This window comes from Rugamonas sp. FW305-51 (assembly GCF_058786935.1).
This window is the reverse complement of sequence record NZ_JBYSZG010000018.1, coordinates 65,690-89,679: the sequence shown is the minus strand read 5'-3', so window position 1 is coordinate 89,679 and position 23,990 is coordinate 65,690. Positions and strand designations below refer to the sequence as shown.

20 protein-coding genes are annotated in these 23,990 nt (G+C 67.7%); 6 read left to right on the top strand and 14 right to left on the bottom strand.

Annotation, left to right across the window (positions count from 1 at the left end; translation table 11 throughout):
- The 4 genes from AC3WOS_RS14570 to ybiB form a co-directional block, all read right to left on the bottom strand.
- On the bottom strand, positions 1 to 450 hold the full coding sequence (locus tag AC3WOS_RS14570; RefSeq protein ID WP_492716735.1) for a GatB/YqeY domain-containing protein: 450 nt from the start codon (positions 448 to 450) through the stop codon (positions 1 to 3).
- A 164-nt stretch (positions 451 to 614) separates the two neighbouring features.
- Positions 615 to 827, bottom strand: coding sequence for a 30S ribosomal protein S21 (gene rpsU, locus AC3WOS_RS14565; RefSeq protein WP_008451879.1), 213 nt, complete (start codon positions 825 to 827; stop codon positions 615 to 617).
- Between the two features lie 187 nt (positions 828 to 1,014).
- On the bottom strand, positions 1,015 to 2,226 hold the full coding sequence (locus AC3WOS_RS14560; RefSeq protein ID WP_492716734.1) for a BaiN/RdsA family NAD(P)/FAD-dependent oxidoreductase: 1,212 nt from the start codon (positions 2,224 to 2,226) through the stop codon (positions 1,015 to 1,017).
- Positions 2,227 to 2,428: 202 nt separating this feature from the next.
- The gene (ybiB, locus tag AC3WOS_RS14555; protein ID WP_492716733.1) at positions 2,429 to 3,415 is read right to left on the bottom strand and encodes a DNA-binding protein YbiB; all 987 of its coding nucleotides are present in this window, start codon (positions 3,413 to 3,415) and stop codon (positions 2,429 to 2,431) included.
- 104 nt (positions 3,416 to 3,519) lie between these two features.
- Between ybiB and AC3WOS_RS14550 the strand changes: the two genes are divergently transcribed.
- A complete protein-coding gene (locus AC3WOS_RS14550) occupies positions 3,520 to 4,578 on the top strand; it encodes a 3-deoxy-7-phosphoheptulonate synthase (protein ID WP_492716732.1) in 1,059 nt (352 codons plus the stop codon).
- Positions 4,579 to 4,707: 129 nt separating this feature from the next.
- Positions 4,708 to 5,745: a tRNA (adenosine(37)-N6)-threonylcarbamoyltransferase complex transferase subunit TsaD gene (gene tsaD, locus AC3WOS_RS14545; RefSeq protein ID WP_492716731.1), complete on the top strand. Its 1,038-nt coding sequence runs from the start codon at positions 4,708 to 4,710 to the stop codon at positions 5,743 to 5,745.
- Positions 5,746 to 5,761: 16 nt separating this feature from the next.
- Here the strand turns inward: tsaD and AC3WOS_RS14540 are convergent, their stop codons facing one another.
- From AC3WOS_RS14540 to AC3WOS_RS14525, 4 genes are all read right to left on the bottom strand, one after another.
- Complete coding sequence (locus tag AC3WOS_RS14540) at positions 5,762 to 6,559, bottom strand: ABC transporter ATP-binding protein (protein WP_492716730.1); 798 nt, start codon at positions 6,557 to 6,559, stop codon at positions 5,762 to 5,764.
- Between the two features lies 1 nt (position 6,560).
- Complete coding sequence (gene ntrB, locus AC3WOS_RS14535) at positions 6,561 to 7,490, bottom strand: nitrate ABC transporter permease (RefSeq protein WP_492716762.1); 930 nt, start codon at positions 7,488 to 7,490, stop codon at positions 6,561 to 6,563.
- Between the two features lie 114 nt (positions 7,491 to 7,604).
- Positions 7,605 to 8,846 carry a CmpA/NrtA family ABC transporter substrate-binding protein gene (locus tag AC3WOS_RS14530; protein WP_492716729.1) on the bottom strand — a complete coding sequence of 414 codons (1,242 nt, stop codon included), beginning with the start codon at positions 8,844 to 8,846 and terminating at the stop codon, positions 7,605 to 7,607.
- A gap of 211 nt (positions 8,847 to 9,057) precedes the next feature.
- The gene (locus tag AC3WOS_RS14525; protein ID WP_492716728.1) at positions 9,058 to 9,990 is read right to left on the bottom strand and encodes a LysR family transcriptional regulator; all 933 of its coding nucleotides are present in this window, start codon (positions 9,988 to 9,990) and stop codon (positions 9,058 to 9,060) included.
- A 151-nt stretch (positions 9,991 to 10,141) separates the two neighbouring features.
- Here AC3WOS_RS14525 and AC3WOS_RS14520 point away from each other — a divergent pair, with 151 nt between their 5' ends.
- Complete coding sequence (locus AC3WOS_RS14520; protein WP_492716727.1) at positions 10,142 to 11,017, top strand: oxidoreductase; 876 nt, start codon at positions 10,142 to 10,144, stop codon at positions 11,015 to 11,017.
- A 4-nt stretch (positions 11,018 to 11,021) separates the two neighbouring features.
- On the opposite strand, the gene AC3WOS_RS14515 is transcribed toward AC3WOS_RS14520, so the two are convergent.
- The 5 genes from AC3WOS_RS14515 to ybaK all read right to left on the bottom strand — a co-directional run bounded on the left by AC3WOS_RS14515 (position 11,022) and on the right by ybaK (position 15,643).
- The gene (locus AC3WOS_RS14515) at positions 11,022 to 12,317 is read right to left on the bottom strand and encodes a metal-dependent hydrolase (protein WP_492716726.1); all 1,296 of its coding nucleotides are present in this window, start codon (positions 12,315 to 12,317) and stop codon (positions 11,022 to 11,024) included.
- A 71-nt stretch (positions 12,318 to 12,388) separates the two neighbouring features.
- On the bottom strand, positions 12,389 to 13,432 hold the full coding sequence (locus tag AC3WOS_RS14510; protein ID WP_492716725.1) for a sensor domain-containing diguanylate cyclase: 1,044 nt from the start codon (positions 13,430 to 13,432) through the stop codon (positions 12,389 to 12,391).
- 137 nt (positions 13,433 to 13,569) lie between these two features.
- Positions 13,570 to 14,217, bottom strand: a complete 648-nt coding sequence (locus AC3WOS_RS14505; protein WP_492716724.1) for a DsbA family oxidoreductase — start codon at positions 14,215 to 14,217, stop codon at positions 13,570 to 13,572.
- A 182-nt stretch (positions 14,218 to 14,399) separates the two neighbouring features.
- A complete protein-coding gene (plsY, locus tag AC3WOS_RS14500; protein WP_492716723.1) occupies positions 14,400 to 15,029 on the bottom strand; it encodes a glycerol-3-phosphate 1-O-acyltransferase PlsY in 630 nt (209 codons plus the stop codon).
- A gap of 122 nt (positions 15,030 to 15,151) precedes the next feature.
- Complete coding sequence (gene ybaK, locus AC3WOS_RS14495; protein ID WP_492716722.1) at positions 15,152 to 15,643, bottom strand: Cys-tRNA(Pro) deacylase; 492 nt, start codon at positions 15,641 to 15,643, stop codon at positions 15,152 to 15,154.
- A 39-nt stretch (positions 15,644 to 15,682) separates the two neighbouring features.
- Here ybaK and AC3WOS_RS14490 point away from each other — a divergent pair, with 39 nt between their 5' ends.
- The gene (locus AC3WOS_RS14490) at positions 15,683 to 16,681 is read left to right on the top strand and encodes an endonuclease/exonuclease/phosphatase family protein (protein WP_492716721.1); all 999 of its coding nucleotides are present in this window, start codon (positions 15,683 to 15,685) and stop codon (positions 16,679 to 16,681) included.
- A 7-nt stretch (positions 16,682 to 16,688) separates the two neighbouring features.
- On the opposite strand, the gene AC3WOS_RS14485 is transcribed toward AC3WOS_RS14490, so the two are convergent.
- Positions 16,689 to 19,184 (bottom strand): sensor domain-containing protein, encoded by a 2,496-nt coding sequence (locus AC3WOS_RS14485; protein ID WP_492716720.1) that lies wholly within the window; start codon positions 19,182 to 19,184, stop codon positions 16,689 to 16,691.
- A 383-nt stretch (positions 19,185 to 19,567) separates the two neighbouring features.
- Here AC3WOS_RS14485 and AC3WOS_RS14480 point away from each other — a divergent pair, with 383 nt between their 5' ends.
- Entirely contained in the window at positions 19,568 to 20,767 is a 1,200-nt protein-coding gene (locus AC3WOS_RS14480; RefSeq protein WP_492716719.1) for an efflux RND transporter periplasmic adaptor subunit, read from the top strand.
- Between the two features lie 3 nt (positions 20,768 to 20,770).
- Positions 20,771 to 23,899: an efflux RND transporter permease subunit gene (locus AC3WOS_RS14475; RefSeq protein WP_492716718.1), complete on the top strand. Its 3,129-nt coding sequence runs from the start codon at positions 20,771 to 20,773 to the stop codon at positions 23,897 to 23,899.
- Positions 23,900 to 23,990: the final 91 nt, after the last annotated feature.

Below are 23,990 nucleotides of genomic sequence, written 5' to 3'. Positions count from 1 at the left end.
TTATGCCGGGCTCAGCGCCTTTTTCACCAGGGCCGACACCACCGTCATGTCGGCGCGGCCAGCCAGCTTGGGCTTGACGATGGCCATCACCTTGCCCATGTCCTGGGGACCGGCGGCGCCCGAGGCGGCCACGGCGGCCGTCACTTCGGCGGCGATCTCCTCATCCGACAGGCCGGCCGGCATGTAGGCCGACAACACGGCCAGTTCCGCTTTTTCGATGTCGGCCAGGTCGGCACGGCCGCCCGCTTCGAACTGGGTGATGGAATCCTTGCGCTGCTTGATCATCTTTTCCACGATGGCGATGGTCTGGGCGTCGTCCAGTTCGATACGCTCGTCCACTTCCTTGCGCTTGATCTCGGCGATCAGCAGGCGGATGGTGTTGAGCTTGCCGGTTTCCTTGGCGCGCATGGCGGCCTTCATGTCTTCGGTGACTTGTGCTTTCAAGCTCATGGCGATCTTTCTATCAAAATAAACAGTTTATAAATGCGAAAACCCGCTGCGGCGAACCGGAGCGGGTGGGCGACTCATCTGGATTAACGGCATCCAAACGCTGCACAACATGGCCCGTGGCGACAATCCGCCGCACTACCCGGGCCCGTTCTGCAAGAGCAGTCTTAGAATAATTTCTTAGGCAGTTGCTGGCTGCGGATGCGCTTGTAGTGGCGCTTCACGGCAGCTGCCAGCTTGCGCTTGCGCTCAGCCGTTGGCTTTTCGTAGAACTCGCGTGCGCGCAGTTCGGTCAGCAGACCGGTTTTTTCGATGGTGCGTTTGAAGCGACGCATTGCGACTTCGAACGGCTCGTTTTCTTTAAGGCGAATAGTGGTCATGTAAAAATTCAAACCGTTGAGGTTATAGGAAGAAAGAGATAATAGCAGCTTTTATCCAAAAATGGAAGATGCCTGGCCGCCGGAACGGCCAACTATGCGGCTTTCAGTAAAATTACAACGCAGGCCGGAGAGCAATCTTTCCTGCACCTCAAGGCCAACTGCCGCTACATCAAGGTCGGTCAGTATATCAGACTGCCTGCCCGGCCGCCACCCCGGAGGCCCACGCCCACTGGAAGTTGTAGCCGCCCAGCCACCCCGTCACGTCCACCGTCTCGCCGATGAAGTACAGGCCCGGCACCTTGGTGGCCATCATGGTCTGCTGCGACAGCTCGCGCGTGTCGACCCCGCCCCGCGTCACTTCGGCCTTGCGGTAACCTTCCGAGCCGTCGGGCACCAGCGTCCACTGGTTGACGGCCTGGCCCAGGCGGCGCAGCTGGGCGTCCGGCAGGTCGGCCAGGCGGGCGTCGGGCGCAAAGCCGTGGGCCAGCAGCAAGCCCTCGGCCAGGCGGGCCGGCAGCCACTGGGACAGCACGTTGCCCAGCTGTTTCTTGATGCTGCCCTTGCCTTCGATCAGGGTCTGGGCCAGGTCCATTTCCGGCAGCAGGTTGATGACGATGGGCGTGCCCGGCTGCCAGTAGCTGGAAATCTGCAGGATGGCGGGACCGGACAGGCCCCGGTGGGTGAACAGCAAGTCTTCCCGGAAGCGCCCGCCCGTGGGGTTGCGGCCCTTGAAGCTGCCCGTCTCCACATCCACCTCCAGCGCGATGCCGGCCAGCGGTACGAACGGCTTCCAGGCCGCCTCGTCGAACGTCAGCGGCACCAGGGCCGGTCGCGGTTCCACCAGCTTCAAGTCGAACTGGCGGGCGATGCGGTGGCCGAAGTCGGTCGCGCCTATCTTGGGAATGGACAGGCCGCCCGTGGCCACCACCACGCTGTCGGCCTCGATGTCGCCGCTGTCGGTCTGCAGCAGGAAGCCGCCGGCCGCATGGCGCTCCACGCCGACCACCTTGCACGGCATGCGCCATTCGACGCCGCCGGCCGCGCATTCATCTTTGAGCATCTGGATGATCTGCTCGGCCGAATCGTCGCAGAACAGCTGGCCCTTGTGCTTTTCGTGGTGGGCGATGCGGTGCTTCTTCACCAGCGCCAGGAAGTCCTGGGCCGTGTAGCGCGACAGGGCGCTCTTGCAGAAGTGGGGATTATCGGACAGGAAGTGCTGCGGGCCCGCGTGGATGTTGGTGAAATTGCAGCGGCCGCCGCCGGAGATGCGGATCTTTTCCGCCAGCCGGGCCGCATGGTCGAGCAGCACCACGCGCTTGCCGCGCTGCGCCGCCACGGCCGCGCACATCATGCCGGCCGCGCCCGCGCCGATTACTGCCACATCAAACTGTTTCGCCATGTCGAATTCCGGTCCCGCACTGTTACAAAGGCGTGATTGTACGTGAGTGCCGTCCGGGGGCCGGCAAATGGGGATGCCTCGCCGGCGCTGCCGAGCCAGGGGCCAGGCATGGCTTCCCGCCTGCGCGTGCCGCCATCGCGCGCCGCGGGCGATGCCGCGGCGGCGATGCCGGCCCTGCCCTCCCCCTGCGATGTCGCCCCTGTTATGCCAGCGGTTCGCTGGCCTGCTGGCGCGAGCGCAGCGTGCGCGCCACCAGCATGATCTGCGCCACCTGCTCGGCGATGGAGGGCGGCACCGGCACCTCGCCGCGCAGTACGGCCGCGATCCAGTTGGCCGTGGTGACGGCATCCTTCTGCTCCGGCAGCGCGGGCAGCTCCTGCACCAGCGTCTGCTTGGGCACGAGCATGGTGCGCAGGCCGCCATGGAACCAGTCGATCTGCTGCGCCTTGTTGGCGTTGGCCACCGTCTCGCCTTCCGTGCCGCGCATCAGGAAGGCGTCGCCCCGCTCGTGCAGGGCCGCCGTGGTGAAGTACTCGCCCAGCATTTCCAGGTATTCCGGGTGGGTGTAGGACACCAGCCGCAGCGCCGGCCCGGCGAACGGCTGCATGATCTTGACCAGCGTGTGGGTGGAATTGCGCACGCCCAGCACGCGCCGCAGCGCCAGCATGCGCGCCAGCTTGGGCGCCAGCGCGTCGATGGTGATGAAGGCGGCCCGGCCCTGGGCCATCGCTTCCTCGGCCTCGGCATGGTCTTGCGCGGCGGGCAGGCCCAGCGCCTCGAACACTTCGGCCGTGGCCACCCGGCCCGCGTCGTGCGCCACGCCGTGCACCAGCACCGGCACGCCTTCGCGCGCCAGCAGCATGGCCAGCAGCGCCGTCAGGTTGGCCATCTTGCGGGCGCCATTGTAGCTGGGGATGAGCACGGGCGCGTACTGGCCCGGCGGCGCCGTCAGCGGTTCAAACGAGGCTTCGGCCGCGTCCAGGAAGCCGGCGATTTCTTCCACCGATTCGCCCTTGATGCGCATGGCCAGCAGGATGCCGCCCAGTTCAAGGTCGGAAACGCGGCCAGCTAGCATGGCCTGGTACAGGTCGTGGGCGTCGTCGCGCGTCATGCTGCGGGCGCCGTTTTTGCCGCGGCCTATCTCCTTGATGAAGCGGGCGGCCAGGAAGGGTTCGTTCGATGTCGTCATAGCCAATAGCTTACACGGAAATGACGCCCCGCTGCGGCCACGGGCCCATTCGCGCCATTTCAGCTACACTATGGCTCCCCCGGAAAAAACTACAGCAGAGAACCATGATCTCCCCAGACATCGAAAATATCAACGTCACCTCGTTCGGCGCCATGCCGTCGCCGGAAACCCTGCACGCCAGGCTGCCGATGACGGACCTCGCGTCGGACACGGTGATGAAGGGCCGCGAGGCGCTGCGCAACATCATCGACCGCAAGGACAAGCGCCTGTTCGTGGTGGTCGGCCCCTGCTCGATCCACGACCCGGTGGCCGGCCTCGATTACGCCCGCCGCCTCAAGGCGCTGCAGGCCGAAGTGGCCGACACCATGCTGCTGGTGATGCGCGTGTATTTCGAAAAGCCGCGCACCACCACCGGCTGGAAGGGCTACATCAACGATCCCGACATGGACGATTCGTTCCGCGTCGACGTCGGCATGGAGAAGGCACGCCAGTTCCTGCTCGACGTGTGCGAACTGGGCCTGCCCACCGCCACCGAGGCACTGGACCCGATCTCGCCCCAGTACCTGGGCGACCTGATCGCCTGGACCGCCATCGGCGCGCGCACCACCGAGTCGCAGACGCACCGCGAGATGTCGTCCGGCCTGTCGACCCCGGTCGGCTTCAAGAACGGCACCGACGGCGACATCAGCATCGCCATCAACGCCATCCTGTCGTCGGCCCATCCGCACTCCTTCCTGGGAATCAATATGCAGGGCAACGTGTCCATCGTGCGCACCCGCGGCAACGCCTACGGCCACGTGGTGCTGCGCGGCGGCGACGGCCGCCCGAACTACGACTCGGTATCGATCGCGATTGCCGAACAGGCGCTGGCCAAGGCCAAGCTGCCGGCCAACCTGGTGGTGGACTGCTCGCATGCCAACAGCTACAAGAAGCCGGAACTGCAGCCGCTGGTGATGGCCGACGTGGTCAACCAGATCGTGCACGGCAACCGTTCGCTGGTGGGCGTGATGATCGAATCGAACATCGTGGCCGGCAACCAGAAGATCCCGACCGACCTGAGCGAGCTGAAATACGGCTGCTCCGTGACCGACGCCTGCATCGACTGGGACACCACCGAGCAGATGCTGCGCGACGCGGCCGCCCTGCTGCGCAACCGTCCGTAAGCCGTCCCGCACCACGGCAGGAGACCCGGGCCGCAAGGCCCCGGGCGCCTGCCGGCGGCGCCGCGCCGCAGCCCCCGGCGGGCGCTTTCCTTTACAATGGCGGATTACTCCTTCAAATCCGCACTCTTCATGATCGTTCTCGGCGTCGAATCCTCCTGTGACGAAACCGGCCTTGCGTTGTACGATACGCAACGCGGCCTGCTGTCCCATGCCCTCTATTCCCAAGTGGCCATGCACGAGGAGTACGGCGGCGTGGTGCCGGAACTGGCCTCGCGCGACCATATCCGGCGCGCCATTCCGTTGCTGCAGCAGACACTGAACGGCGCCGCCATCGCCATGTCCGAGATCGATGCCATCGCCTACACCCAGGGTCCCGGCCTGGCCGGCGCGCTGCTGGTCGGTTCCTCCATCGCCTGCAGCCTGGGCCTGGCGCTGGACAAGCCGGTGCTGGGCGTGCACCACCTGGAAGGCCATTTGCTGTCGCCATTGCTGGCGTCCGAGCCGCCCCAGTTCCCGTTCGTGGCGCTGCTGGTGTCGGGCGGCCACACCCAGCTGATGCGGGTGGACGGCGTGGGCCAGTACACGCTGCTGGGCGAAACGCTGGACGACGCGGCCGGCGAAGCGTTCGACAAGTCGGCCAAGCTGCTGGGCCTCGGCTATCCGGGCGGCCCCGCCATTTCGCGCCTGGCCGAATTCGGCGATCCGGAAGCGTACAAGCTGCCCCGTCCCATGCTGCACACCAAGGACTTCAACTTCAGCTTCTCGGGCCTGAAGACGGCCGTGCTGACGGTGGTGAAGAAGCAGGAAACGAACATCGCCAACATCTGCGAGCAGGACAAGGCCAACATTGCGCGCGGCTTCGTGGACGCCATCGTCGACGTGCTGACGGCCAAGTGCATGTCGGCCCTCAAGCACACGGGCCTGAAGCGGCTGGTGATCGCAGGCGGCGTGGGCGCCAACGCCCAGCTGCGCGCCTCGCTCAACGCGGCCGCCGCAAAGAAGCGCTTCAAGGTCTACTACCCCGAGCTGGAATTTTGCACCGACAACGGCGCCATGATCGCCTTCGCCGGCGCCATGCGCCTGCAGATCAACCCGCAGGCGGCCCAGCGCGACTACTCGTTCAACGTGCGCCCGCGCTGGCCGCTGGACGAACTCAAGGTCATCTGAGCCCGCCCTTCCCGATTCAGGCCGCGCGCCGCGCCTGGCGGTGGTACAGGAACTCCAGCACGCTGGCCCGGTAGTCCATGTACAACGGGTCCTGTGCCAGCGCCAGCCGCTCGCGCGGGCGCGCCAGGCGCACCTGCAGGATCTGGCCGATGGTGGCGGCCGGGCCATTGCTCATCATGACGATGCGGTCCGACAGCAGCACCGCCTCGTCCACGTCGTGCGTCACCATCACCACCGTCGATTGCGTCTCCGCCACGATGCGCAGCAGCTCGTCCTGCAGGTGGGCCCGGGTGAGCGCGTCGAGCGCGCCGAACGGTTCGTCCAGCAGCAGCACCTTGGGCTCCATCGACAGTGCCCGCGCGATGCCGACCCGCTGCTTCATGCCGCCCGAAATCTCGTGCGGCCGCTTGGCCGAAGCGGCGCTCAGGCCCACCATGGCCAGCGCGGCCTGCGTGCGCTCGCGCAGCCTGGCCTTGCCCTCCTGGCCGCCGAACACGCGCTCCACGGCCAGGTACACGTTCTCGTAGCAAGTCAGCCACGGCAGCAGCGAGTGGTTCTGGAACACCACGCCGCGCTCCGGCGACGGCCCGGCGATCTCGCGCCCGCCGTACAGCAGCACGCCGCCCGTGGCATGGGTCAGGCCCGCGATCAGGTTGAGCAGGGTGGACTTGCCGCAGCCGGAGTGGCCGATCAGCGTGATGAACTCGCCCTTCTCCACCGTCAGGCTGACGTCGGCCAGGGCGTGGAAGCTGCCCTTCTTCGTGTCGAACACCATCTCGGCGTGGCTGATGTCGATGATTTTTGCGGTGCCCATGTCAGCTCTCCACTTCTTCGTAGGTAAACGATTTGGCCAGCGTCACCAACAGCCATTCCAGCGCCAGGCCCACCACGCCGATCACGCCGATGGCGATCAGGATGTGCGGCACGTTCAGGTTGTTCCACTCGTCCCACACCCAGAAGCCGATGCCCACGCCGCCCGTCAGCATCTCGGCCGCCACGATCACCAGCCACGCCGTGCCGATGGCCAGCCGCACGCCCGTCAGCATGTGCGGCAGCACGGCCGGCAGCAGGATGCGGGTGAGGATCTTCCATTCGGACAGGTTGAGCACGCGCGCCACGTTCAGGTAGTCCTGCGGCACGCGCTGCACGCCGGCCGCCGTGTTGATGATCATGGGCCAGATCGAGCAGATGAAGATGGACCAGATGGCGGCCGGGTCGGCGGCCTTGAACACCAGCAGGCCAATCGGCAGCCAGGCCAGCGGCGAGACGGGTTTGAGCAGGCTGACGATGGGATTGCACATCCCGGCCAGGAACTTGAAGCGTCCCACCAGGAAGCCGAGCGGGATGCCGACGGCCGCCGCCAGCCCGAAGCCGATGCCCACCCGCTTGAGCGAAGCCAGGATGTTCCAGCCTATGCCCTGGTCGTTCGGGCCCTTGCGGTAGAAGGGATCGGCGAACAGGCGCAGCGCTTCGTCCCAGGTGGCCAGCGGCGTGGGGAAGCTGCTGTTACGGCTGGCCAGGATCTGCCACGCCAGCACCAGCAGGGCCAGTCCGATCAGCGGCGGCAGCACGGTCATCACGAACGGCGCCAGGCGCGACCTGCCTCCGCGCAGCCTGACGCCCTGCGCCGCGATGCGTTCGCTGCGGCGGCGCCGCTCCGCTTCCGGCACCGGCGACGCGGCCGCCGTGGGAGCCGATGACGGGGGCGCAGACAACGATGCCGCTTCCGCTACCGGCGCTGGAATGGATGGCGCGGCAGCCGCAGCCGGCGCCGGAACTGGCGTCGGAACTGGCGTCGCCGCCGGTCCCGGCAGCGCGCCCCGATTCAATTGATTCAACACTGCGCTCATACTGCCTCCTTATGCCTTGATCTTGAACGAGTCCGCGTACGCCTTGGGGTTCTTGCCATCCCACACCGTGCCGTCCAACAGCTTGGCGCTGCGTAGCGGCGACTTGGGCAGGCTGACCTTGGCCATGGCGGCGGCATCCTTGTAGACGTCGATGCGGCTGACCTGGTTGGCCACGGCCAGGTAATCGGGTTCGCCCTTGAGCAGGCCCCAGCGCTTCTGCTGCGTGAGGAACCACATGCCGTCCGACAGGTAGGGGAAGTTCACGCTGCCGTCGTTGAAGAACTTCATGTAATTCGGATCGTCCCAGGTCTTGCCCAGGCCATTCTGATAGCGGCCCAGGATGCGCTGGTTGATCACGTCAACCGAGGTGTTGACGTAGGATTTGTCGGCGATGGTTTCGGCCATCTTCTGCTTGTTCGACAGCGACGCGTCGATCCAGCGTCCGGCGTCGAGCACGGCCGCCGTCAGCGCGCGCGCCGTGTTGGGGTGCTTGGCCACCCATTCGGCGCTGGTGCCCAGCACCTTTTCCGGATGGTCGCGCCAGATGTCCTGGGTGGTGATGGCCGTGATGCCCACGCCGTCGGCAATGGCGCGGTGGTTCCACGGCTCGCCCACGCAAAAGCCGTCCATGTTCCCGATCCGCATATTGGCCACCATCTGCGGCGGCGGCACGGTGATCACCTTGGCGTCCTTCATCGGATTGATGCCGTGCGCGGCCAGCCAGTAGTACAGCCACATGGCGTGGGTGCCGGTGGGGAAGGTCTGGGCGAACGAATATTCGCGCGGATCGCTGCGCATCAGCTTGGCCAGCGAGGGGCCGTCCACACCGCCCTTGTCGGCCACCTTCTTCGACAGCGTGATGGCCTGGCCGTTGTGGTTCAGGTTCATCAGCACCGCCATGTCCTTCTTCGGGCCGCCCGCGCCCAGCTGCACGCCGTAGATCAGGCCATACAGCACATGGGCCGCGTCCAGTTCGCCGTTCACCAGCTTGTCGCGCACGCCGGGCCAGGACGACTCCTTGCTCAGCACAATCTTGATGCCGTACTTCTTGTCGAAGCCCAGCACGGACGCCATCACCACCGAAGCGCAGTCGGTGAGCGGAATGAAACCGACCTTCACTTCTTCCTTTTCCGGCTTGTCGGAACCGGCGGCCCACACGCCGCGGGTGGACAGGCCGCTCAGGGCCGTGGCCGCAACGCCAGCCTTGAGCAGATTACGTCGGGTCAGCTTGATGCGGGTATCGCTAGTCATCGTATCCTCATGCCTGGTCCATGGGCCGGCCGGCTGGCCGCCCTGCATGGGATATCAGCAAGTGCTGTGCCAGCGAAAAGCGCACAAACCGGAGACAAACGCGGGCCGCGGCGGTGCGCGCCCGCGCCACGATGGACGGCGCGGCACTGATATTGTGCGGCGCACCAAAAAGGAACGCGCGACAGCAACCGGCGCCGGGCGCAGGCCGCCGTCAGCGGCGGCGACGGCCGGGCTTGGGCTGCGGCGGCGCGAAGAATGGCGGCGCGGCGCTGGACAGGAAGTCGATGAAGTGGCGCACCCGCAGCGGCATCTGGGTGCGCTGCTGGTAGTACATGAACACGCCGGCGTTGGACGTATCCAGTTGCGGCAGCACATGCACCAGCGCGCCGCTGGCCAGCTCGTGCTGCGCCAGGTAGGCCGGCATCTGGCCGATGCCCACGCCGGCCCGCACGGCCGCCAGTTCGCTCTCCACCGTGTTGAAGCTGGCCACGGCCGGCACGTCCAGGTAGACCGTGCCGCCGTCGCCGTGCAGCTCCCACGGCATCATGCGGCCCGTGTTGGCCTGGCGGTAGCCGGTGCAGCGGTGCTGGCGCAAGTCGTCGGCATGGCGGGGCGCGCCATGCTGCTCAAGGTAGCGCGGCGCGGCGCACATCAGCAGATGGACCGCCCCCAGCCGGCGCGCCACCAGGTTACGTTCCGGCGGGCTGCCGGCGCGGATGCCGACGTCGATCCTGGCCTGCACCAGGTCCGTGAACTGGTCTTCCAGCAGCAGGTCGAAATGCACGCGCGGGTAGCGCTGCTGGAACTGGGCCAGCAACGGCGCCAGCACCATGCTGCCGATCGAGGTGGGCGCGGCCACGCGGATCAGGCCATCGACATCCTGCCGGCTGTTGCGGACCTGGTCCAGCGCCTCGTCCAGCAGGCGCAGGCCGGGGCTGGCCAGCTCGTACAGGCGTGCGCCCTCCTCCGTCAGGCTCAGGCTGCGCGTGGTGCGGTGGAACAGGCGCACGCCCAGGTGCTGCTCGAGCTGGCGCACGGCCTTGCTGACGGCCTGCGGCGTGAGGCCGGCGTCCTGCGCCGCGTGGCTGAAGCTCCTGGCCCGCACCACGGCGATGAAGAGGGAGATGACACGGGAAGTATCCATGGGCGCATTCACAACCAACAGTTGAAAATCAAACGTCTTTCCTATGGCTAGTGTAGCAGCATGGCGCGTCCTACACTGCCTCCTACCAACCCGCCGCCCGCGCCGCCCACTTCCGGACGCGCCGCCGGGCGCGGACTTTCACTCAAAGGAAATGATCATGTCGAACGCAAATAAAGTCTGGTTCATCACGGGCGCCTCGCGCGGTTTCGGGCTGCTGATCGCGCGCCAGGCGCTGGCCCGGGGCGATGCCGTGGTGGCCACCGCACGCGATCCGCACACTGTCGTCGCCGCGCTGGGCCAGCACCCGCGGTTGCTGGCGCTGCAGCTGGACGTGCGCGACGCAGCCCAGGCGGCGGCAGCGGCGGAACAGGCGCTGCAACGCTTCGGGCGCATCGATGTCCTCGTCAACAACGCCGGCTACGGCTTGCTGGGCGCGGTGGAGGAAGCCAGCCCGGACGAAGTGCGCGCCCTGTTCGAGACCAACGTGTTCGGCCTGCACAGCGTCACCCGCGCCGTGCTGCCGGCCATGCGCGAGCGGCGCAGCGGCCATGTCATCAACATCTCGTCCGTGGGCGGCTATTCGGCCTATGCCGGCTGGGGCATCTACAGCGCCACCAAGTTCGCGGTGGAAGCGTTGAGCGAGGCGTTGCAGCTGGAACTGGCGCCGCTGGGCGTGCAAGTGACGGTGGTGGAGCCGGGCTTCTTCCGCACCGACTTCCTCGACCCCTCGTCGCTGGCCACCACGGCCACCCGCATCGAGGCGTATGCGGACACGGTGGGCGCCATGCGCACCTTCGCGGCCGGCGTCAACCACCTGCAGCCGGGCGATCCGGCCAAGCTGGCCACGGCCATGCTGACGCTGGCCGACAGTGCCCGGCCACCGGTGCGCCTGCTGCTGGGGTCGGACACAGTGCAGCGCGTGCGCGCCAAGAACGCGTTCGTGGAAACGGAACTGGCGGCCTGGCTGGCACTGGCCACCTCCACCGATCACGACGACGTGGCCCGCCGGCAGGAACGGGCCGCCTGATGCGCTAGTGAGGTGCCGGCACCGGCGCCGCGCCGCGCAGGCGGGACGCCAGCGTGGCCTGGGGCGGGCCGGCCAGCAGGTCGGCGCGCGGTTCTCCCCAGCCCGGCACGCCCTGGGGACAGGCGCTCTCGCGCAGGGCGCCGAAATGCAGCGTGCTGAAATTGCCGCGCGGGGTGGTGGCAAAGCGGTAGTCCGACGCCTCGGCCCTGGCCATGGCCAGGGCCGGCGCGCGGGCAAAGCGCAGCCACGCGTTCACATGGCAATCCTCACGCTGGAGCCGGCGCAGCGCCCGCAGGCTGGCCGTCGTCTCGCCCGTCTCGACGATGGCCGGGTCCAGGCTGACCATGGCGGCACCGTCGACCAGCCGGCGCGGACAGGCCAGCGGCGCCAGCCAGTGCGGCGCCAGGCTGGCCACGCCGCGCCGCATGCGGTAGCTGCCGGCCGCCTCGTCGCTCTCCACCGACACGTAATTCCAGCACAGGGGCTGGGACGGGAATGCCGTCATCGCCACATCCACCACGCGCGCGGCCGGATCGATGCGCTGCAGCGCGGCGCGGATGCGCTGCCCGCCCACGTGGGAGGCGGCGCCCTGCCCCGCCACATACACAACACACAGGCCGGCCGCCAGCAGCAGCGGCGCGCGCCCGTGCGCCCCGGCGCGGCGCTGCAAGGCGCCCAGCAGCGCACCGCCGCCCAGCAAGGCCACGCAGGACGCCGCGCCCAGGTAGCCGTTGGCCGTGAAATACAGCAGCGCGCAGGCCGGCACGACCAGCGCCGCCAGGCGCGCCAGCCGGGTGCCCAGCATCATGGCCAGCGGCGCGCCGAACGCGATCCAGTACAACGGTTCGACAATGAACACCATGTCGCCGTAGAACCAGCGGCCATCGAAGGGATAGAACGGATGCAGGCCGTAGGAATTGGTGTAGTCCAGCAGCAGGTGCAGCCCCAGGCCGGTGATGATGCTGGCCGCCAGCCCAAGGCGGGCCGGCCGGCTGGCCCGCAGCAGGGCGCGCGCCGCCGGCCAGCACAGCCACAGCAAGGCCGCCAGCGCCAGCGCCTGCGGCAGCGCGTACAGCAGCGTGTGCGTATGGCCGCGGTGGTTGAGCAGGTAGCCCAGCGGATCGGGCAGCAAGCCAGTCAGGAACAGGTCGAGGTCGGGGAAGTTGCTGGCCAGCGCGCACGAGACCAGCAACAGGCGGCGCCGCGTGCGGGCCCGCACGCTATCGGCTTCCGGCGGCAGGCTGCGTTCCAGCAACTCGCCCACGCCCAGGCCGACGACGGTGTGAGTGATGTTGTCCATGCCCGGCATCTTACCGGGATTCGGCGCCGGCGCGCGGGCCGCCGGCCCGCCGCCGTGCGGCAGGCATTAATTCAGTATGCCACCTGGTTGCGGCCGGACTGCTTGGCCCGCAACAGCGCTGCGCCGGCCTGGCGCAGCAGGCTGTCGCCGTCGGCGATCTCCATGTGATCGAAGGCGGCCACGCCCAGGCTGGCCGTGACGTTCAGCGGGCGGGCGCCGGCCAGGTGCTGCTGCGCCTCGACCTTGATGCGCAGGTTCTCGGCCAGCTTGCAGGCCCCGTCCAGCGGGGTGTTGGGCAGCACGATGCACAATTCCTCGCCGCCGTACCGGGCCGGGATGTCGATCACGCGCACGCTCTCGCGCAGCATGCGGCCCACGCCGGCCAGCACCTGGTCGCCCACGGCGTGGCCGTAGCCGTCGTTAATCTGGCGGAAGTGGTCGAGGTCCAGCATCAGGGCCGACAGCGGGGCGCGGAAACGCTTGGCGCGCGCCGTCTCGAACTTGAGGCGTTGCAGCAGCGAGCGCCGGTTGTGCAGGCCCGTCAGCTCGTCGGTGATGGTCAGCTGTTCCAGCTCGCGCATCGATTCGCCCAGCGCCTTTTCCTTGGCCCGCAGCTCGATCAGGGCCATGGCCTGGCGCGCCAGCCGGGCCAGCACGTTGCGCTGCTCTTCGTTCAGGCGGCCCGGCACGGTGTCCATCACGCACAGGGTGCCGATGGCAAAGCCGTCCGACGAAGTCAGCGCCACGCTGCTGTACATGCGCATGAACGGCGCGTTGACGGTGAGCGGCATGTGAGCGGTGCGGTAGTCGGCCCGCAGGTCGTTGATTTCCGTGGCGCTGTCGCCCAGGATGGCGAGCGAACAGTAGCAGTCGGTACGCGGCAGCACGGACAGTTCCATGCCCGTGTGGGCCTTGATCCAGACCCGTTCCGCGTCGACCAGTGAAATGAAGGCATACGGTACGTTGCACAGCCTGGCAGCGAGCTCGGTGAGGAAATTGAATTCCTCGCTGGAGGGGGTGTCGAGGATGTTGTAACGGTGCAAGGCTGCCAGCCGGAACTGGTCGGTCTGCGGTCTTGCCATGGGCAAGATGTGGATTTTTTCTGCGGCCAGCATAAGACCCCCCAAGTAGCGCTATCAACGCCGGCAACGGGATAGCCGGAATGGCTGGCCCGATCCCTTTGCTACTTTGACAGTTTATCCCAAAACAGGGGGCTGCGGGCGCCCTTGTCACCCGCAGTCGCCGGCATTTTTCAACTCTCCGTCATGATCTGGCGCAAGGCGCGCTCGAACACTTCCACCGGCTGGCCGCCGGAGATCAGGTGACGCTGGTTGATGATGATGGCCGGCACGGAATTGATGCCGTGGCGGGCGAAGAATTGCTCGCGCTCACGCACTTCGTCCGCGTATTGGTTGCTTTCAAGCACCTCCGCCGCCGTGGCCGCATCGAGCCCCGCCTCGCCGGTCAGGCGCACCAGCACATCGTGCGCGCTGGGGTTCATGCCGCGGCTGAAATACGCTTCCAGCAATGCCAGCTTGAGTTCCCTGGCGCGTCCTTCCAGCTCGGCCCAGTGCAGCAGGCGGTGGGCGTCGAAGGTGTTGTAGATGCGGCTGCGCTGGTCGAGCGCGAAGTCGAAGCCCACTTCGGCGCCGCGGGCGCGGATCGCGCCCCGGGTCTGGGCTTGCTGCTCGGCCGTGGCGCCGTACTTTTCCATCAGGTGTTCGGTGATGTCCTGGCCTTCCGGGCCCATGTTGGGATTCAGTTCGAACGGCTGGAAGTGCAGCGTGATGTCGGCCTCGTCGCCGATGCGGGCGATGGCCGCCTCCAGCGCCTTGAGCCCGATGGCGCACCAGGGGCAGGAGACGTCGGAGACGAAATCGATGGTGAGGGGGGTGGTCATGTGAGCCTTTGCGAGTGTTACGCGCCGCGCGTGATGCCGGCGCCCGCGCCCCAGATGGCGGCGGCGCGGCGAATTTCAAGCGGGCGGCGCGACCCTTGGGCGGGCGCGCGGCTGTGCACGCTTCTTGTGCACGTTTCTTGTGCCCGTGCTTGCGCCCGTGCTTGCGCCCGTTCTGGTGCCCGTTACTTGTGCTTGGCCTTGGCGGCGGCGGCGCTCTTGCTGCCGATACGGCTTTCCTTGCCGGCCAGCAGGTTCGAAATGTTCTGGCTGTGGCGGTAAGCCAACAGTACGCTCATGGCCACCACGGCGAACAGCTGCGGCTCCACGCCGAACAGCAGGCCATAGTAGAACGGCGCGAACAGGGCCGCGATCAGGGCCGCCAGCGACGAGTAGCGGAAGGCAAACGCCACCACCAGCCACGTCACCAGCGTGGCCAGGCCCAGCCAAGGGTTCAGGCCCAGCAGCACGCCCAGCGCCGTGGCCACGCCCTTGCCGCCCACGAAGCGGAAGAACACGGGCCACAGGTGGCCCAGAAACACGGCGATGGCCACCAGGGCGATCGTCATGTCGCCCACCTGCAGCTGGTCGGCGTAGCGGATCGCCAGCCACACGGCCAGCCAGCCCTTGGCGCCGTCGCCGATCAGGGTCATGATGGCGGCGCCCTTGTTGCCACTTCGCAACACGTTGGTGGCGCCGGGATTCTTGGAGCCGTAGGTGCGCGGGTCGGCGATGCCGAACAGCTTGCTCATTACGACGGCAAACGAGATCGAGCCGGCCAGATAGGCGGCCACGGTCATCCATACTGTATTCATTGTTTCCCTCTGCAGATAATTCCCGGCGCGCTGGGCCGGGGGCTGCTGAATATACACCAAGCCCGCCCCGCATCGGGAAAATTGTGCGCTTTTGCCAACCTCGCGCAGCCGGGGCGCAGCCGCTAGTCGGCCAGCGCGCACTGCACCGGGCGCGCGCCCAGCACGTCCAGCAGTACCTGGGGCGCGATGCCCACCAGGTAGCCGCGCCGCCCGCCATTGATATAAATCGTTTCCAGTGCCAGGATCGATTGCTCGACGTAGACCGGCAGCGCCTTGCGGGTGCCGAACGGCGAAGTGCCGCCCACCTGGTAGCCGCTGTGGCGCTGGGCCACTTCCGGCTTGCACGGCTCGACCGACTTGCAGCCGATGGCGCGCGCCAGGTTCTTGGTCGAGACCTTGCAGTCGCCGTGCATCAGCACGATCAGCGGCTTGGCCACCTCGTCCTGCATCACCAGCGTCTTGACCACGTGGTGCTCGTCCACGCCCAGTTCGCGCGCCGACACGGTGGTGCCGCCATGCTCCTCGTACTGGTAGGGATGTTCGCTGAAGACCACCTGGTGCTTGCGCAGCATCTGGGTCGCCTGGGTTTCTGAAATGTGCTCTTTTTTCGCCATGCCGTGATACGCTAAACGTTCGCTAAGGAGTGTCGCATTATGCAGCAAGAAATCCACTTTGCCACTTTCAATGTTTGCAACCTGGCCCCACCGGGCGCGAAATTGTATGACAACCTGGCCCCCCTGACGGCGGCGGAATACCAAGCGAAAATCGAATGGACGGCGCACCAGCTCGACCAGCTGGACGCGGACGTGGTGGGACTGCAGGAAGTGTTCTGCCTGGACGCCCTGCGCGACGTGCTGGCGCACAGCCGGCGCTACGCCGGCGCCAGCGTGGCCGGGGTCGCGGCCGATCCGGGCGCCGAGCGCCTCACGCCGCAGGTGGCGCTGATCTCGCGCCTGCCGCTGGCCGCCCCTGCCGCCAGCTACCCCGCCTTCCCCGCCGGCGTGGCCATGCCGGCCGGCAGCCGCGACGCCGACCGCTTCGCGCGCGCGCCCGTGCACGCCCGGGTGGTGCTGCCCGGCGGCGCCCTGGTCGACGTGTTGGTGGTGCACCTGAAATCGAAACGGCCCGACTACCGCAACGGCGACGCCACCGCCGGCAGCGGCGACCCCATGCTGTACGCCCAGGCCAGCCTGCGCTCGCTGATCCGGCGCGGCACGGAGGCGGTGGCGCTGCGCGCGCTGGCCAGCGAACTGGCGCTGGGCCCGCGCCGGCCCTGCATCGTGCTGGGCGACTTCAACGACACGGCCGATGCCGTGACCACCAGCATCGTGCTGGGCGCGGGCGCCCAATGCCTGGCGGGCGAGGAGCTGCACGGGCGCCTGTTCGACTGCAACCAGATCCAGCTGCGCCAGGACCACTTGCGCCACGTGGGCTACACCAACATCCACGAAGGCCACTACATGACCATCGACCACGTGCTGGTGTCGGAGGAATTCAACCCGGCCTCGCGCTACGCCATCGGCGAAGTGCTGGACGTGACCTACCTGAACGACCACCTGTTGCAGCAGCGCCCGGAAACGTCCGACCACGGCCAGGTGCTGGTGCGGCTGCGCCTGTACGGCGCGCGCGACCCGGCCGGCGCGCCAGGCTGAGGCGCCCTCAGGGCGCGCGCGGGGCCGCCAGGCCGTCGGCGGCGCCCGGCGGCGGCGGACGCAGGGCGTCCGCCACATAACTGCCCTGGTACTGGTCGCAGCCCTGCTCCAGCAGGTAGCGCATCTGCTGCGCCGTCTCCACGCCCTCGGCCAGCACCTTCATGCGCAGGCTGTGGGCCAGCGCGATGATGGCGCTGACGACGGCCGCCTCGGCCGGTTCGGAGTCGAAATCGTTGATGAAGGAACGGTCGATCTTGAGCTTGTCGACCGGGTAGTCCTTCAGGTGGCCCAGCCGTGAATAGCCGGTGCCGAAGTCGTCGATCACCAGGCTCACGCCCAGCGCCCGCAATTCCTGCAGCACGGCCAGGGCGCCGCTGCCGTGCTTCATCAGGATCGCTTCCGTGATTTCCAGCGCCAGCAGCGACGGCGGCAGGCCCGACGCCTGCAGCGCCGCCCGCACCGTCTCGACCAGGCTTTTCTGCATGAACTGGGCCAGCGACAGGTTGACGGCCACCACCAGCGGCCGGCCTTCGTCCAGCCACAGGCGCGCGCGGCGGCATGCCTCCTGCAGCACCCAGCCGCCGATGGTGACCATCAGCCCGCAGTCCTCGGCCACGCCGATGAAGCGGGCCGGCGCCAGCAACCCCAGTTCCGGGTGGCGCCACCGTATCAGCGCCTCCATGCCCAGCACGGCGCCCGTGGCCAGGTCCAGCTCGGGCTGGAATTCGAGCTCGAACTGGCGTTCGGCGATGGCGCGCCGCAAGTCGTTCTCGAAGCGCACCCGCTCCGTGATCTGGGCGTTCATGTCCGGGTTGAAGAACTGGAAGCGGTTGCGACCATGCTCCTTGGCGTGGTACATGGCCAGGTCGGCGTGGCGGATCAGGGTGTCGATGTCGGCCCCGTCGTTGGGGTAGATGCTGATTCCGATCGAAGTGGTCACGTCGAGCCGGTGCTGCTCCAGCACGTACTGCTGGGTAATCGCCTGCAGCACGGTGGCCGCCACATGGGCCGCCTGGTCCACCCCGCCGATGTCGGCCAGGATAATGACGAATTCGTCGCCGCCCTGGCGGCTCACCGTGTCCACCCCGCGCACGCAGCGCACCAGGCGCGCGGCCACTTCGCGCAGCAGCAGGTCGCCCACGTGGTGGCCCAGGGCGTCGTTGATGTGCTTGAAACGGTCCAGGTCCAGGAACAGGATGGCCAGCATGCTGTGGTGGCGGCGCGCCGCCGTCAGGGCCAGGCTGAGGCGGTCCAGCAGCAGCACCCGGTTCGGCAAGTCCGTCAGGAAGTCGTGCTCGGCCAGGTGGCGGGTGTGGGCTTCGGCCTGCTTGCGCTCCGTGATGTCCGACAGCATGCCCATGTAGTTGCTCACTTGCTGGCCCCGGTCGCGGATGGCCGTCAGCGACAGCCAGGCCGGATAGCGCTCGCCGTTGGCGCGCAAGGCCCACACTTCCCCCTGCCAGTGGCCGTGCTCCTCCACGGCCGCCAGGATGCGGTGGTACTGGGCCTCGTCCTCGATGCCGCAGCGGTGCGCCGCCAGCGGCTGGCCCATCATCTGCGCGCTGCTGTAGCCCGTCACGTCGCTGTAGGCGCGGTTGACGGCCACGATGATGTGGGCGCGGTCGGTCAGCACGATGGCGTCGCGGCTGTTTTCGAACACCTGGGCCGCCAGGTAGAGCGAACGCTCGGCCTCCTTGCGGGCGGAGATGTCGCGGATCACCGTGTAGAACATGTGCTCGTGGTCGAGCGTGACGGAGGTCATCAGCACCTCGGCCCAGAACGGCTGGCCGGCGCCGTCCAGGTAGCGCCAGTCGAAGCGCAGGTTGCCTTCCGCGTGGGCTTGCCGGGCGCGGGCGCGGGCGGCGGCGGCCGACGGTTCGCCGTCGGCCTGCTGGGGCGGCGAAAACTCGGCCAGCGTGCGTTGCAGCATGCCATCCTTGTGGGCGCAGCCGAACAGGGCCAGCGCGGCCGGGTTGGCGTCGGCGATGCGCTCGTGGCGCACCAGCACGATGGCGTCGGCCGAGCGCTCATACATCTGGCGGAAATTGGCGCCCACCGACAGCAGTGCGTTTTCCTCCTCCTTGCGGGCCGTGATGTCCACGTCCATGCAGAAGATCTGCTGCGGCACGCCGCCCCGGTAGACGGGGAACATGGTGGAATAGATCCACAGCGTGCGCCCGTCGGCCAGCCGCATCTGCCAGTCGCGCGCGACGCTGGGCTGGCCCGTCTGCCACACGCGCTCGATGGCGGCCGCGTATTCGTCGGCCCGCTCGGCCGGACGCATCAGCGCGTCCAGCGGCCGGCCCAGGGCGTCGGCCGTGGCGATGCCGTACAACACGGTGCAGGTGCGGTTCCAGAACCGCACGGTGCCGGCCCGGTCCACGCTGCGCACGGCCACCATGGGCGTCGCTTCGATGGCCGCGACGATGCGGGCGATGACGTCGAGCGCCTGGTGGCCGGGGCCGTCGAACTCCTCGCCGCCTTCGGCGCTGGATGCTTGCATACCCACGATGGCCTCACGAAAGTTAAGCCCTTGCAGGCGTTTAACCCATTCTTCCCTTGCCCGCGCCCGCGCTCTTGACTTCGATCAATGAAGCCACTCCCGCCCCCCTATTTGGCAATAGATTTTGCCATAAACCAACAAACAGGACGGCCGGGACGGCCGCCGCGCCGGCGCCGGGGTGCGTTTTTTTGCAGCTCAACCCCGTTTTCATGCGCTTTGTCGCATTCCGATGGCGGCCGCCGCCCCGTCTTCTTAAAGTGACAACATGCGTACCCGTGCAGACGAAGGCAAGGGGGACAGGACTGTCCCCCTTCCAACTATGCGCGGCCGCGCTGCGATCGGTCCCCGGCGCCCGCGCCCCCATTCCAGAAGAAGACGACGATATGAAAATCGAGACCCTGCCCCCCCAGCCCGCCGTGCGCAGCCGACGCTGGCGCCTCCCCGTGATCGCCGTGGCCGCGCTGGCCCTGGCGGGGGGCGGCTGGACCCTGCTGCGGCCCCAGCCCACGGCGGCCCACGCCAGCGAGAAGAAAGCGGATGTGCCGCCCGTGCTGGAACTGGCCGGCACCGACGTGACGGCCATCGCGGCCCGTGCGCTGGCCCTGAGCTTGCCCCTGTCGGGCTCGCTGACGCCGCTCAGCCAGGCCACCGTCAAGTCCAAGGTGTCGGGCCAGGTGGAACTGACCACGGTGCAGGAAGGCATGAACGTGACGGCCGGCCAGGTGCTGGCCCGCATCGACCTGGCCGACTTGCGGGCCCGGCTGGCGCAGCAGCAGGCGGCGCTGGACGAGGCCCAGGCCCGGCTGTCGCTGGCCACCAAGAACGAGGCCAGCAGCCTGGCCCTGCTCAAGCAGAAATACATCGCCCAGACCGCCTACGACAGCACCCAGAACAGCGTGGAGCTGGCGCGCGCCAGCGTCAAGGCGGCCGCCGCGGCCGTCGAGCTGGCCCGCATCGCCATGCACGACGGCGTGATCCGCGCCCCCATCGCCGGCATCGTCAGCAAGCGCCACGTGCAGGCCGGCGAGAAGCTGGCGCCCGACATGCCCGTCTACACCATCGTCAACCTGGCCGAGCTGACGCTGGAAGCCCAGGTGCCGGCCTCGGAAATCCCCCGCATCAAGGTGGGACAGGAGGTGCGCTTCAAGGTCGACGGCTTCCAGCAGCGCGAATTTGGCGGCAAGGTGGCCCGCATCAACCCCACCACGGAGGCCGGTTCGCGCCACATGCTGGTGTACGTGGCCGTGCCCAACGCCGACGGCGCCCTGCGCGGCGGCATGTTCGCCAAGGGCAGCATCGTGACGACCCGTTCGGCCGAGCTGCCGCTGGTGCCGCTGGCGGCGTTGCGCACGGAACAGGGCCGGCAGGTGGTGTACACCATCGTGCAGGGCAAGGTGGTGCCGCAGCCGGTGGAGCTGGGCCTGCGCAACGAGGACGAGGGTTACGCGGCCGTGACGGCCGGCCTGGCGCCCGGCGCCAGCGTGATCGTGGCCAGGATCGACGGCCTCAAGCCGGGCAGCGCCGTCAAGCTGCCGGCCCGCGCCGCCGGCGCCCAGGCGCCGCAGCTGGCGCGGAAGGACTGAGCCATGTGGATCACCAAAGTCAGCATCCAGAACCCCGTGTTCGCCACCATGGTGATGGTGGCGCTGGTCGTGCTGGGCCTGTTCTCCTACCGGGGACTGGGCCTGGAATCGATGCCCAACGTGCAGATCCCCGTCGCCATCGTCGAGGTGCAGTATCCGGGCGCCTCGCCCGAGGCGGTGGAGAACGACATCACGCGCCCGCTGGAAGAGATCATCAACACCGTCAGCGGCATCAAGACCCTGCGCGCCAATTCGTGGGAAGGCCGGGCCGGGCTCTACATCGACTTCGACCTGTCGACCAACATGGACAAGGCCATGCAGGACATCCGCGACAAGGTGGCCCTGGTACGCCCCCGCTTCCCCAAGGAGGCCAAGGACCCGTTCATCGCCCGCGTGGAAGGCGAGAACGAACGCCCCATCGTCCAGCTGAGCCCGACGGCCAAGTCCCACACGGTGCGCGAGCTGTCCACCCTGGCCGACCAGGTCATCACCAAGCGCTTCCAGGCCGTGCCTGGCGTGGGCCAGGTGCGGCTGACGGGCACCAAGGCGCGCCAGGTGCTGGTGAGCCTGCGCCCGGCCGACATGACGGCCCAGGCCGTGGGCGTGGATGAGGTGATCGCCGCCATCCAGGCCACCAACACCAACCTGCCGGCCGGCAGCATCAGCTACGGCGCCAGCGAGCAGCTGGTGCGGGTGGAGGGCAAGCTCAAGCAAGCGCGCGACTTCAACCGCATCATCGTGGCGCGCCGCGCCAACGGCCCCGTGCTGCTGGAACAGGTGGCCAATGTGGTCGACGGCGAGCAGGAGGAACTGTCGATCTCGCGCCTGAACGGCCAGCGCGCCATCTCGATCGAAATCACCAAGGTGCAGGACGCCAACGTGGTGGCGGTGGGCACCGGCATCCAGCGCGTGGCGGCCCAGCTACAAAAGACGCTGCCGGCCGATATCGAACTGAAGGTGCTGAATGACGATTCGGTGCAGGTGCAAAGCCAGCTCACCAACGTCAAGGAAACCATCATCGAGGGCGCCGTGCTGACCATGGTGATCGTGTTCCTGTTCCTGCACTCGTGGCGCAGCACCATCATCACCGGGCTGACCCTGCCCATCTCCGTCATGGCCAGCTTCATCGCCATGAAGGCGTTCGGCTTCACACTCAACTTCCTGACCCTGATGGCGCTGTCGCTGTGCATCGGCCTGCTGATCGACGACGCCATCGTGGTGCGCGAGAACATCGTGCGCCACCTGGGCATGGGCAAGGACCACCGCCGCGCCGCCGGCGACGGCACCAACGAGATCGGGCTGGCCGTGATGGCCACCACCTTCGCCATCGTGGCCGTGTTCGTGCCGGTGGCCTTCATGAACGGCATCATCGGCCGCTTCTTCCTGCAGTTCGGGGTCACGGTGGCGGTGGCGGTGCTGGTGTCGCTGTTCGTCAGCTTCACGCTCGACCCCATGCTGTCGTCCGTGTGGCGCGATCCGGTGCAGGACCGCTTCAAGTATGTGCCGTGGCTGGGGCGGCTGATGGCGTGGCTGGAACACGGCGTGGAGCGCTTGCACGGGGCCTACGGCAAGGTGCTGGCGCTGGCCCTGCGCTGGCGCAAGACGACGCTGGCGCTGGCGCTGGCCGTGTTCGTGGCCAGCCTGGCGCTGGTGCCCATGATAGGCGGCGAGATGTTCCCCGACACGGACGACGGCCACATCTTCATGCGCTTCAAGACCCCGGTCGGCTCCAGCCTGGAATACACGGACAGCAAGGTGAGCCAGGTGGAAGCGGCCCTCAAGGCCTTCCCCGAGATCACCGACGTGCTGTCGCTGGTGGGCACCCAGGATGGCCGCAACACGGCCGACGTCAACATGAAGCTGAGCGACCTCAAGCTGCACAAGCGGCGCTCGCAGAAGGAACTGGAAAAGCTGATACGGGCCCGCCTGTCGTCCATCGCCGGCATCACGCTGTCGGTGGGCCAGAAGCCCATCTTCATCGCCATCCTGGGCACGGACGAGGGCAAGCTGGACGCCGTGGCCCACCGCCTGATGGACAAGATGAAGCAGATCAAGGGCGTGGCCGACCTGGAATACAGCCAGGAAGGGGCCAACCCGTCCACCGTCGTCAAGATCGACAATGCGCTGGCCAGCGACCTGGGGCTGTCGGTGCAGCAGATCGGCAGCGCCCTGCGCCCGTTCGTGGCCGGCGACACGGTGAGCCACTGGCTGGCCGACGATGGCCAGAACTACGACGTCAACGTGCAGCTGCCCAAGTCGGGCCGGCAGAAGATCGCCGACCTGGCCGACCTGTCACTGGCTTCGAGCCGGCTGGGTCCGGACGGCAAGCCCGTCATGATCCCGCTGCGCCAGGTGGTGACGTTCGTGCCCTCGTCCAGCCCGCAGGTACTCAAGCGCCAGGCGCTGCAGCGGCGGGTGGCCATCTACGCGGCCGTGGAAGGCCGGCCCGGCGGCGACGTCGACAGCGACATCAAGAAGGCCATGCAGCAAATCGAGCTGCCGGCCGGGGTGCGCTTCGACGTGGGCGGCAGCGCCCAGGACATGGAGGAAACCATGTCCGGCGCCGCCATGGCGCTGGGCATCGCCGTGATCTTCATCTATCTGGTGCTGGCATCCCAGTTCGGCAGCTTCCTGCAGCCGGTGGCCATCATGATGTCGCTGCCGCTGTCGCTGATCGGGGTGCTGGTGGCCCTGCTGGCGACGGGCAGCACGCTCAACATCTTCTCCGTGATCGGTTTCATCATGCTGATGGGGCTGGTGACCAAGAATGCCATCCTGCTGGTGGACTTCACCAACCACGGCCAGCGCGCTGGCCTGGGCCAGTTCGAGGCCATCATGCAGGCCGGCCAGGTGCGGCTGCGGCCTATCCTGATGACGTCGCTGGCCATGGTGTTCGGCATGCTGCCGATGGCGATCGGCATGGGCGACGGCGGCGAGCTGCAGGCGCCCATGGGCCGGGCCGTGATCGGCGGCGTGCTCACCTCCACCCTGCTCACGCTGGTGGTGGTGCCGGTGGCGTACACCTATCTGGATAATCTGGGCAAGCGGGCGGCCCGCTATTTCAAGGGAGAGCCGGAGCACGGTGTGACGGCCGTGCCCGCGGTGGCGCAGCAGGAAGCGGAAGTGGCCTGAGGCCGGCCGCTGCGCTGCGCATGGCGGGGGCGGCGCACGCCGCGTTCCGCTGATGGGACGGCCATTGCGCCGCCCCGGCTGATGGGGTGGC